Here is a 10,852-nt window from a genome sequence, read left to right as displayed (position 1 = left end):
GACCTGCTCCCCGTTGATTAGTACACCCCGATGTTAGTAATGTCTTCATAAGCCACATGAGGACATCCCCATGAAGAAGCGTTTTTCCGACGAACAGATCATCAGTATTCTCCGCGAAGCCGAAGCTGGGGTACCCGCCCGTGAACTCTGCCGCAAGCATGCCATTTCCGATGCCACGTTTTACACCTGGCGTAAGAAGTATGGCGGTATGGAGGTGCCTGAAGTTAAGCGCCTGAAGTCGCTTGAGGAAGAGAACACCAGACTCAAGAAGCTGCTTGCCGAAGCCATGCTGGATAAAGAGGCGCTTCAGGTGGCTCTTGGGCGAAAGTACTGACGACAGACCAGAAGCGGGAAGCCGTGATGTTGATGTGTGATGCGACCGGTCTGTCGCAACGTCGTGCCTGCAGGCTTACAGGTTTATCCCTGTCGACCTGCCGCTATGAGGCTCACCGTCCGGCTGCTGATGCGCATTTATCAGGGCGCATCACTGAGCTGGCACTGGAGCGCAGGCGTTTTGGCTACCGTCGTATTTGGCAGTTGCTGCGCCGTGAAGGGCTTCATGTTAATCATAAGCGCGTGTACCGGCTTTATCACCTCAGTGGCCTGGGCGTAAAACGCAGAAGACGTCGTAAAGGGCTGGCAACAGAACGTCTGCCGCTGCTCCGTCCGGCGGCGCCCAATCTGACCTGGTCGATGGATTTCGTCATGGACGCACTTTCCACCGGTCGCAGGATCAAGTGTCTTACCTGCGTCGATGATTTCACAAAGGAATGCCTGACGGTCACTGTTGCCTTTGGGATTTCAGGCGTTCAGGTCACGCGTATTCTGGACAGCATTGCACTGTTTCGAGGCTATCCGGCGACGATAAGAACTGACCAGGGGCCGGAGTTCACTTGCCGTGCACTGGATCAATGGGCCTTTGAGCATGGTGTTGAGTTGCGCTTAATCCAGCCGGGCAAGCCAACGCAGAACGGATTTATTGAGAGCTTTAACGGACGATTTCGCGATGAATGTTTGAATGAGCACTGGTTCAGCGATATCGTTCATGCCAGGAAAATTATTAATGACTGGCGGCAGGATTATAACGAATGCCGCCCGCACTCCACGCTGAATTATCAGACACCGTCTGAATTTGCAGCGGGCTGGAGAAAGGGTCATTCTGAGAATGAAGATTCCGACGTTACTAACTGAGTGTTGTATCTAATCGTGGGGGCAGGTCAATATTACCGCATGCCGAACTGTAGTTTCTATTGTTGAGGTGGCTCCGCTCACAGTTGTTTTTTCCGCGATTGGGAGTTTTAAATCGTCAGCAAAGTCTGAATCCACATAGCAAAGATCTGCTCCGGTATCTATAAGTGCGTAGGCACCAGCCTTCAATCCATTTGGTTTATAAACGTTTATATCTTTTGAGCTACTTGGCCATACTGTCAATGGAACTACGGGAATTGCATGCTCCGTGGGGGTATCTGATACCGATCCATCAATAGGGGAAATAAACTTGATTTTTACTTTGGTGATCATCCTTTTTCCTTCGAAGAGTTATTCAGCCATTCCTCCTCTTTGCGTGAATCAGTGTCCCACCACTGACGGGCTGAGCTTACACGTTAACCAGGGTTATCAGTAAGCAACATCCTGATATTCAAACAGTAGCCACCACTTGGTGGCTTTTTTTATGGGAGTTTGCCGTGCGCGACATACCAGCCAGTATGATTATTGATAGCGTCGACGCCGGAGTAGGCGCGTTTATCGACCTGTTCGAAGCCGACCTGCAACCCTTTGGCGGAGACCTTATCCGGTTCCATTCCGGCACCAATGGATATTACGGAAATGTGATCTGGAAGGGGAATCAGTATCAGGCATACCCGATAGCAGTCGAAGGGTTCGAGTCAAAGAACGAAGGCACATATGCCCGGCCAACAATGGTGGTGGCGAACGTCACGGGTTTACTGACGGGCATAAACCATGACTTCGACGACATGCTTGGGGTGGTGATCACCCGCCGTCAGGTTCCGGTGAAATACCTGGACGCGGTGAACTTCCCCAATGGCAACCCTGACGCAGATCCGACGCAGGAAGCGGTTTCCCGCTACGTTGTTGAGGAGATGACGGAAGAGACGTTCGAGCAGGTGACCTACACGCTGGCGACACCGATTGACTGCGACAACGCTATCATCCCGGCGCGAACCATCCTTGCCGACGTCTGCCAGTGGCAGTATCGCGGCGTCGGGTGCGGATATGACGGGCCGCCGGTTGCAGACGAGCGCGACAATCCAACCACTGACCCGGCGAAAGATAAGTGCTCTCACCGCCGTAGCGGCTGCCGCTTCCGTTATCCACGACCGGAACCAATGCCAATCAGCAGCTTCCCCGGCTCTCAGAAGGTTTCATGATGCAGGAATTACTCGATTATGCGGCATCGTCGCAGGATGAGGTGTGCGGCTTAATCCTGGATGGCGGGCAGTTGTTCCGCTGTCGGAATGTTCACCCGGAACCTGGAAAGCACTTCCGAATCAGTGATGATGACTGGCTGGCGGCCGAGGAGGCTGGAGAGGTGACTGCGGTATTCCACTCTCACCCAATGAACAGCCCGGTTCTGTCCGGATCCGACCGTAAATGCCAGGTTGCATCGGGCCTTCCATGGGTGCTGGCCTGTAACGGGAAAATCAGAACGTTCAGGCCGTTGGATTACCTTTTGGGGAGGCGGTTCGAGCACGGAGTGACTGATTGTTACACGCTATTCCGTGATGCGTATCACCTGTGCGGCATTGACCTCCCTGACTTCGAAAGGACGAATGGCTGGTGGCTGAGAGGGGAGAATCTCTATCTGAACAACATGTCGCGCAATGGCTTCAATCAGGTATCGCCGGGAGAAGCGCTGCCAGGTGACGTAATAATCAGGCAGCCATTCCCCGGCGCCGACCCTTGCCACGCAATGATTCTGCTCGATGGCAACATGGTACTTCATCACGACCATGCCGGACACCTTAGTCGGAGAGAACCAATGCGCCCGGCATACGTTAAGCAGATGCATTCCATATGGAGACATGAACAGTGCTCATCTTTAAATTTGCAGGGCATTTACGCCGACATTTCCGCAAAGTCGAGCTGAGCGTTGATACCCCTGCCCAGGGCATTCGTCTTTTGCTTGCTCAGAATCATGAGTTCAAAAAAGCATTCCTGAACGCCAGAGTAAGAATGCGAGTGGCGGGTGAGGATGTTGAAACGTCTTCGGTGCAGTGGCACATGGATCGGCGCCTGAAGGATGGCTCTGTAGTGCTGTTTGTCCCGGTGGTTGAGGGGGCGGGACTTGAGACCAGTACGATAGTTCTCATTGCCTCACTGGTGCTCTCTGCCGCCTCGGTTGCTTACTCCATCTACATGTCCCGGAACATGAAAAGCAAAACTTCAGCGGAAGCGGCCGAAACAAACACCCTCACGAATAACTCGTTTACCAGTGCAGAAAACAGGGTCGGACAGGGGCATCCTGTCCCCATACTCCTCGGCGAGATGGAGGTCGGCAGCAACGTAATAAGTCTCGGGATCGACACATCTAATAATTCCGACTGGGAAGAATCAATCAGCTAAGGTGGCGCTATGTCTTCAGGTGGCGGTAAAGCATCAACCCCAAAACTACTCGACGATAACCTCAAATCAAAACAATTCTATCGGGTACTGGATCTGATATCTGAGGGGCCAATCGCGGGCCCGGTGGATCAGGAGCACCTGTCTTCATTCAAGCTTAATAAGACGCCTATCACTGACTCGAACGGTAATGTCAACGTGAACGGCATTAGTGTTGCCTGGCGACCTGGATCGGAAACTCAGGAGCCAATCAACGGCTTCTCTGCAATCGAAGCGACGACCATTGTTAACACTGAGGTCACTTACGATACCCCGCTGGTTAGAACCGTGACAGATCAGGACGTGACCCGCGTTCGTTTTAACATCGGCGTCACCGGGCTCATGGAGCAGGACTCCAAGGGTAACCAGAAAAACACCTCTGTAACGATGGTTATCGAGACCAGAACTGGCTCGTCGGGCTGGGTCATGGAGAAGACGGTGACGATTACAGGGAAAATCTCTGGCGAGTACCTTGAGGCGCACGTCATTGATGCCCCCGACACCAAACCGTTTGATATCCGCGTTCGCCGCATTACGCCTGACAGCAGCAGCGATTTGCTGTCAAACGGGACTGTTTGGAACAGCTACAGCGAGATCACCGACGACAACCTTAGCTATCCGTTCTCTGCTGTTGCCGGCTCAGTCATCGACCGTGACCAGTACACCGACACGCCGAGCCGCACATATCATCTTCGCGGGCTGATCGTTGACGTACCGGATAACTACGAGCCAATTGCCAGAACTTACTCCGGGCTGTGGACGGGGGGCTTCAAAAAGGCATGGACTAACAACCCGGCGTGGCTGTTCCGTGAGCTGGCGAAAAACACCCGATTTGGCCTGGCGAAACGCGCCGGATACATCGATGTTGACGATGGCGCACTCTACATTCTGTCGCAATATTGCGATCAGCTTGTAGATGATGGGTATGGCGGCAAAGAGCCACGCATGACGCTCAACGCCTACATCACAGAGCAGGCGAGTGCGCGAGACATTCTCGACAAGATAGCGAGCATGTTCCGTGGCATTGCGCTGTGGGACGGCCTGCGCCTGTCCGTAATGCTGGACGCTCCACAGGATCCGATTGCGACAATCACGAACGCCAACGTTGTGAATGGCGAGTTCAAACGAAGCTCTGTAAAGCGTTCAGAGAAATACAATGCGGTTGTAGTGTCCTGGACTGACCCCGACAACGGATGGGAGCAGGTGAAAGAGTACGTTTCCGACGATGAGATGATAGCCAAAGGGAACTACAACGAAACCACTCTGGAGGCGTTTGGCTGCACCTCTCGCGGACAGGCATGGCGGGCAGGTAAATGGCTGCTGGAAACAGCAAAGCGTGAAAGCAGCAGACTGTCTTTCCAGATGGCACGCGATGCTATCCACTTCACGCCGGGTGATATCGTTGAGGTCATGGATAATGACTACGCAGGAACTCGCCTCGGGGGGAGAATTGTTTCTCATTCCGGGAGGGTGATAACGGTTGACGCGGTTGATTCCTCGGTAGTAACGGACGGCTCCACTATGTCGATTATGGGGAGGGACGGAAAGTTCTCTCGCTATGAGATTGATGGCGTTAACGGAAACAACGTCACACTCAAAAACGAACCTGAATGGGTGAGGGCGGGAACTGTATTTGCCATTTCAACCGCAAGCGTTGCGATTCGCCTTTTCCGGATACTGAGCGTTGCCGAAACGGAAAACAACTCCGTATACAGCATAACGGCCTCATTGCACGACCCCAACAAACAGGCCATCGTTGACGAGGGTGCAGTGTTTGAAGTTCCCAGCGATACGCTGAACGGCTACCGCGTGCCTAACGTGGAAAACCTGCGAATCCTGAACACAAACACCGAGACCGTCCAGGTTACAGCAACGTGGGAGACGGCAACCACTACTAAAAAGCTGGTGTTTGAGCTGTACATCTACAGTGCTGATGGGAAGCTGGTATCTCAGTACGAAACTGACCAGTTCCGGTATGAGTTTTACGGCCTTGCTGCCGGTAGCTACACGCTCGGCGTTCGTGGGCGCAATGAAAACGGGATGAAAGGCGCCGAAACTCAGGTGAGTCTTATTATAGGCGCGCCAAAGGCTCCTAACTCCGTTCAGTGGATACCTGGCCCACTTCAGGCCACTTTAGTTCCGGTCATGTCTGTTACTGCCACATCTGATACTTCTTTTGAATTTTGGTACGCAGGTGAGACTCCGATTCCATTGTCCGACGACATTGAGAATAAAGCTCAATTCCTTGGCCGTGGCAATCAGTGGACCATCCAAAAACTTAAGTTTGACCATGTTTATTACGTTTATGTTCGAACTCGTAATGCATTTGGCGTTTCAGGATTTGTAGAGGCTTCTGGAAAACCAACGGACGACTTCAGTGATATCACCGATGCAATCCTGGAGGAGATTAAAGAGACTGATACGTTCAAAGACATGATCGAGAACGCGGTAGACAGCAGCGGAAAACTGGCAGAACTGGCTGATGCAATCAAAGAGAACGCAGACGGCCTTGCTGCTGCGGTTGGCTCGAACAAGCAGACCGCTGAAGCAATCATCGGAAACGCGCTGGCTATTGCCGATGTTGTCGTGCGCCAGACAGCCCAACAGGGCGCTAACTCTGCGACCTTCGAACAGCTCCGGGAGGTGATCGCCACTGAGACAGAGGCTCGCGTCACGGATGTTACTCGTCTTGAGGCAAAAACTGAGCAGAACGAGGCGGGAATTACCGAGGTAAGGCAGGCTCTGTCAGATGAAACGCAGGCGAGGGCGACAGCTGTCGACCAGCTTACTGCGAGTACTCAGGTCATTTCTGATAAAGCTGATTCGGCTTCGAGTAAAGCTGACGCTGCATCAGGTAAGGCAGATGCGGCCGAGCAAGTCAGCTCGCAAAATACTGCTGATATCACCACGTTGCGACAGGTTGTCACCGACACGACTTCATCAATGGCATCCCGTCTGGAGGAACTGGGAGCAAGGACAGATACTGCCAGCGGCGGCATTCAGAGTAACTCCATCGCGCTAATAACGAGTACGCTTGCGCAGGTTAATCAGCGGATGACACTCAGCGCGCAGTACGGTGACAGCAAGGCCAGCATCGATCGTATTGATAATGTTATGGCAAGCGACAGGGAGGCAACATCGCGTTCGCTGCTGAGTTTGCAGACTGACGTGAACGGCAACAAGGCAGCAATCAACAACCTGAATCAGACGTTCTCCGATTACCAGCAGGCCACGGCCACGCAGATAAACGGCATCACGGCGACCATCAACGGGCACACTTCAGCGATCAGCACTAACGCTCAGGCGATAGCAAACGTTAGTGGTGACCTGAAGGCGATGTACAGCATCAAGGTTGCCGTGGACGCGAATGGAAAGCAGTATGCCGCCGGAATGGGGATCGGTGTAGAAAACACTCCATCGGGCATGCAGTCGCAGGTGCTATTCCTGGCGGATCGCTTCGCCGTCATGGCGCAGGCGGGGGGAGCGGTTACACTGCCGTTCGTTATCCAGAACGGGCAGGTGTTTATCCGGGAAACCTTCATTCAGGACGGCACCATCGGCAACGCCAAGATTGGCAACTACATCCAGTCCAATAACTATGTCGCTGGCTCAGTCGGATGGAGGCTGGATAAGGGAGGTACGTTTGAGAACTACGGTTCGACAGCTGGTGAGGGAGCCATGAAGCAGACTAATCAAACGATCAGTGTCAAGGATGCCAACAATGTGTTGAGGGTGCAGATCGGGAGAATCACGGGAACATGGTAACGGGAGGTCTCTTACGGGGCCTCTTTTTTTTCAGGAGGACTGGATGGCGGAATATGGTGTTCAGACATGGGACGCCTCAGGCAATGTAAATAACTATGGCGTTAAGCCTGTCAGCGTTTGTGGCTATCTCCAGCTGGCCCAGAACCAGAAAACAGGCTCTTACACCGTAGCGCTTCCACCGGGTTGCAGGCTGACCTATTTTCAGAGCATGAACGGCGATCAGTTTGGTACGAGTCGGAGGAAGATCACCATTTCAGGGGGAACAGCAACAGTGTCAGCAGTAGGCGATACCGACTACTCAGCAGGGACTGAGCCTGCGGCAGCGGCTTATCTCATTTTCCAGATCGAGAGGGCATAAATGGCGGAGTATGGCGTTTTACTGACGACCACGAGCGGGGAAGTATGGGTGACCGCGAACAGCTCGCCAATCGCTCTTCAGGCGCGAAAGACAGCGGCACTTCAGGGAACATCGGGGTTCAATACCAAAGTGACGCACACATTCCCCGCAGGCCAGCCTGTTGTCGCCTTCGTTCATTGCACGGTTGAGGTCGAAATCACTCAGACGATAAGCGGGAACACCATCACGATTGAATTTCTCAGACCGAATGCAACCGGCACAGCGTACGTTTATTTTTTCTCTATTTTCCCGCAGACAAAGCCAGACTACGGGCTGGCTGTGTGGGATGCATCAGGGACGCTGATTTTAACAAACGAAACGCGCACGCTGAGCGATGTTGTCACCCTCGGTACCGCCGGGGTGGATGCCAGCTCAGGATACAACATCAATACAACTCTGGCGGGGAAGTGGGCCTGCATGCCTGCCATGCTGGGACTAATTACCGGGGTTGTATCGGCTGGCGGTCAACCGCAGCCCTACTCGGCCATATACAAGAGCATGGCAAAGCTTGAGGGAGGCAATACGCGGATATTCGCCAGGCCGCAGACAACCCCAGGCGGCAACCTTCAGAACGTTGCTTATTCGAATCTGAGGAACGTGATTATGGCCATTAACTGCGCCAATTATGATTGATCGTTTTTAGCGATCAATTTTGAATAATTGATCTATCAAATCAATTATATCCCATTGATTCATATTGTTATTGTGTAGTTTCATGAATGCCCTGGGATATAACCACTATGAAAAATATGATTCTTTGCCTGGCGGTAGCGGTATTGCTCTCCGGTTGCGCTGGCGTTATTGAGAAGCAGCAACCCGTATGCACCGGAACAGCCCTGGTCGGCGGACAGGAAAGCAGCGTCCAGATCTACGGAGTCCGTAAACAAAACAATCAGACGCAGTACCGCGCCGGTTATCCCTTTAACTGGTCATGGGTGAGCGCCAACACGTTCACCAGCACCACCTGCCACTAACCCATTCAGTTTTGAACAAACCCCGCTCCGGCGGGGTTTTTTATTGCCTGGAGAAAACATGATTTATACTACTGGCACTATCGCCATCAGCGGAAATACCCTTACAGGTACCGGCACAAACTTCACTGCTGCTGGATCTCTTATTCGTAACGGATGTACCGTTATTGCAATGACCAGCCCTGTGCAGGTATTTCAGATTACCACCATTGGCAGCGCAACAAGTCTCACCGTAACGCCAGCGGCTAACCCAGCAGTTCCCGCCGGAACCCGATTTGCCATTCTTCTGAGTGACAGTCTGAGCGTGGATGGTCTGGCGCAGGATATCGCTGAAACCTTCACGATGTACCAGCGCTACATGAGCGGGTTCGCTGATGTAATGAACGGGACATCTGATGTCACCATCACTATCAATGGCACTGCCGTTACCGTACCGGGTCAAAAATCGCTGGCGAAGAAAGGGGCTAACAGCGACATTACCAGCCTTTCTGGGCTGAAAACAGCTCTCAGCATTGAGCAGGGAGGGACCGGGGCAAAGAATGCCGCTGACGCTCGCACAAACCTCGGTTTAGACAAAACAGTAAATATCGAAGGAAACCAGTCCATTTCAGGAGAGAAAAACTTCACTGGCCCTTTGAAAATTACCGCAGCATATCCGCAAATTACTTTATGGGCGACTGCCCAGCCAAACGGCACTTATGGTCGGGTAGTTACATTCGGTAGTGAGGGTAACAAAACCTTCATTGCTGCACGGCAATGGGAAGGCGGAAATAACACTTGCGTGACCTATCTGCCCACTTTTAAGGACGGTTATTTCACATTCTGGACAACCTCAAATACGACAGTAACTTCTGACGGAACCATTAAGCAGGCTTCTCCCATTGCCAGAATCGTTAAGTCTCAGGGAGAGAACCGGCGTACGGATGTTGAAAATGATGGATTCACCTGGTGCGGCTGCGGTACGGCGAACGCCGAGGCTGAAGGGATCAAAATCTCGCGGCTGGATGTTGGGGTGTATGTTCTTATCGGCTCGGCAGGCCTGGCATCAGAAGGCTGGCAATTGCTGCCGCCTATGGACCCGGGTGGAATGGGAGAACTGGGTGTTGTTGAAGCAGAGCAAACCGAAAGCGGTGGTTTGACGATTCGGCTTTTTAAGCGGAAATACATGCTGAGCGATGAAGGGGAGATCGTCAAAACAAAAGGGGCTCCTATGGATGTTCCGGCCAACAGCTGGATCGACGTACGCCTCGACATGCCTGATGATAGCATTTGGAATACAAGATCTTCTGAAGCTTCTCTGGAACTGACAGAGCAGCCAGCAGTCATTCAGCCTTAAAAATTAATAGGCGAACCCAAATTGATCTGCATTCCATCTGAAAATACTGTATATAAACACAGTAATAAAGGGAGTGCAGATTATGCCCCGAATTTCAGATATTCAGGCCGCCTTTATTGCGGCCATAGAGCTTAACCCAAAGGGCTACCGCTGCCTGAGAACAGACAGCTTTATAGAAAAGTTGCGTGGTTTTAACTGGCACTTCACCCGAGCCGACGCCAATGCATGGATAGAGCACTCAGCCAGGCTTCGCTGACAAGACGACAGACGGTAGCGACAACAGGTACTGGATCCTGCGTAACATGGGGAGAGTTCTCTAATGGGATTTCCTTCACCAGCAACAGACTACATTGAGCGCCGACTAACCCCAGCAATTCTGTGCAATATGGGGGCTGATAGTAGGGTGCTTGAAACGGATGTGGGGTTTGCGGTCATAGAGCCAGCAACGAAAAAGACACCTGGAGATGTGTTGTTAATTTTGTGCGACGGTCACACGCAGTTTGCAAAACTGATGGGTAAGTCACTTATCACGGATGATGGCGAGGCAATAGAGGGAACCGCTCTGGAAGAGGTGGAAGTGTTGGGCAGAGTGACGTTCTTCATCAATCGTGTAAGCGATGACGACGGCTGCCCGGTGATGTGATGGGGCATGGGTGGGGCATAAAGTTACCGCGAAACGACGTTAGTTCATTGCACATGACAAATCGTATCGCGGCAACATAGCAGAAGTTACCGCACATCAATCCAACATCAAGCCACTTC

The 10,852-nt window shown here is 52.4% G+C and carries 11 protein-coding genes and 1 pseudogene; 11 read left to right on the top strand and 1 reads right to left on the bottom strand.

Annotation, left to right across the window (positions count from 1 at the left end; all coding sequences use genetic code 11):
• Positions 1–70 precede the first annotated feature (70 nt).
• Positions 71–1,191 (top strand): IS3-like element ISSen4 family transposase gene (locus RHN82_RS22585; RefSeq protein ID WP_085950818.1). Its coding sequence is split into 2 segments (ribosomal slippage): positions 71–329 and positions 329–1,191, totalling 1,122 coding nucleotides; the frame shifts between segments, so codons are not numbered across the junction.
• 9 nt (positions 1,192–1,200) lie between these two features.
• On the opposite strand, the gene RHN82_RS22580 is transcribed toward RHN82_RS22585, so the two are convergent.
• Positions 1,201–1,521 (bottom strand): aspartyl protease family protein, encoded by a 321-nt coding sequence (locus RHN82_RS22580; RefSeq protein ID WP_063847262.1) that lies wholly within the window; start codon positions 1,519–1,521, stop codon positions 1,201–1,203.
• A gap of 164 nt (positions 1,522–1,685) precedes the next feature.
• Between RHN82_RS22580 and RHN82_RS22575 the strand changes: the two genes are divergently transcribed.
• The 10 genes and pseudogenes from RHN82_RS22575 to RHN82_RS22525 all read left to right on the top strand — a co-directional run bounded on the left by RHN82_RS22575 (position 1,686) and on the right by RHN82_RS22525 (position 10,733).
• Positions 1,686–2,390 carry a phage minor tail protein L gene (locus RHN82_RS22575; protein WP_023296451.1) on the top strand — a complete coding sequence of 235 codons (705 nt, stop codon included), beginning with the start codon at positions 1,686–1,688 and terminating at the stop codon, positions 2,388–2,390.
• Complete coding sequence (locus RHN82_RS22570; protein ID WP_048982705.1) at positions 2,390–3,109, top strand: C40 family peptidase; 720 nt, start codon at positions 2,390–2,392, stop codon at positions 3,107–3,109. Before RHN82_RS22575 ends, RHN82_RS22570 begins: the two co-directional genes overlap by 1 nt.
• Positions 3,052–3,585, top strand: a complete 534-nt coding sequence (locus RHN82_RS22565; RefSeq protein WP_048982701.1) for a tail assembly protein — start codon at positions 3,052–3,054, stop codon at positions 3,583–3,585. The genes RHN82_RS22570 and RHN82_RS22565 overlap by 58 nt, the downstream gene beginning before the upstream one ends.
• Positions 3,586–3,594: 9 nt before the next feature.
• Positions 3,595–7,386 (top strand): phage tail protein, encoded by a 3,792-nt coding sequence (locus tag RHN82_RS24605; protein WP_080472258.1) that lies wholly within the window; start codon positions 3,595–3,597, stop codon positions 7,384–7,386.
• 43 nt (positions 7,387–7,429) lie between these two features.
• Entirely contained in the window at positions 7,430–7,744 is a 315-nt protein-coding gene (locus RHN82_RS22550; protein ID WP_022651029.1) for a hypothetical protein, read from the top strand.
• Positions 7,745–8,416, top strand: coding sequence for a hypothetical protein (locus RHN82_RS22545; protein ID WP_059356093.1), 672 nt, complete (start codon positions 7,745–7,747; stop codon positions 8,414–8,416).
• 107 nt (positions 8,417–8,523) lie between these two features.
• A complete protein-coding gene (locus RHN82_RS22540) occupies positions 8,524–8,757 on the top strand; it encodes a hypothetical protein (protein WP_017382566.1) in 234 nt (77 codons plus the stop codon).
• 58 nt (positions 8,758–8,815) lie between these two features.
• Positions 8,816–10,090 carry a hypothetical protein gene (locus tag RHN82_RS22535; protein WP_063847263.1) on the top strand — a complete coding sequence of 425 codons (1,275 nt, stop codon included), beginning with the start codon at positions 8,816–8,818 and terminating at the stop codon, positions 10,088–10,090.
• Between the two features lie 82 nt (positions 10,091–10,172).
• Positions 10,173–10,410, top strand: a pseudogene (locus tag RHN82_RS22530) (hypothetical protein).
• On the top strand, positions 10,410–10,733 hold the full coding sequence (locus tag RHN82_RS22525) for a hypothetical protein (RefSeq protein ID WP_047051874.1): 324 nt from the start codon (positions 10,410–10,412) through the stop codon (positions 10,731–10,733). The pseudogene RHN82_RS22530 and the gene RHN82_RS22525 overlap by 1 nt, the downstream one beginning before the upstream one ends.
• Positions 10,734–10,852: the final 119 nt, after the last annotated feature.

This window comes from Enterobacter cloacae complex sp. EB5, assembly GCF_031432835.1.
Lineage (GTDB): Bacteria > Pseudomonadota > Gammaproteobacteria > Enterobacterales > Enterobacteriaceae > Enterobacter > Enterobacter hormaechei_C.
Note: the sequence above shows the minus strand (reverse complement) of the source record. Positions and strands in the feature narration are given on the sequence as shown.

What these genes read in the sequence shown, in the direction of transcription:
- RHN82_RS22580 (WP_063847262.1), bottom strand. Translation starts at nt 1,521, where the DNA reads ATGATCACCAAAGTAAAAATCAAGTTTATTTCCCCTATTGATGGATCG.
- RHN82_RS22570 (WP_048982705.1), top strand. Translation starts at nt 2,390, where the DNA reads ATGCAGGAATTACTCGATTATGCGGCATCGTCGCAGGATGAGGTGTGC.
- RHN82_RS24605 (WP_080472258.1), top strand. Translation starts at nt 3,595, where the DNA reads ATGTCTTCAGGTGGCGGTAAAGCATCAACCCCAAAACTACTCGACGAT.
- RHN82_RS22550 (WP_022651029.1), top strand. Translation starts at nt 7,430, where the DNA reads ATGGCGGAATATGGTGTTCAGACATGGGACGCCTCAGGCAATGTAAAT.
- RHN82_RS22545 (WP_059356093.1), top strand. Translation starts at nt 7,745, where the DNA reads ATGGCGGAGTATGGCGTTTTACTGACGACCACGAGCGGGGAAGTATGG.
- RHN82_RS22540 (WP_017382566.1), top strand. Translation starts at nt 8,524, where the DNA reads ATGAAAAATATGATTCTTTGCCTGGCGGTAGCGGTATTGCTCTCCGGT.
- RHN82_RS22535 (WP_063847263.1), top strand. Translation starts at nt 8,816, where the DNA reads ATGATTTATACTACTGGCACTATCGCCATCAGCGGAAATACCCTTACA.
- RHN82_RS22525 (WP_047051874.1), top strand. Translation starts at nt 10,410, where the DNA reads ATGGGATTTCCTTCACCAGCAACAGACTACATTGAGCGCCGACTAACC.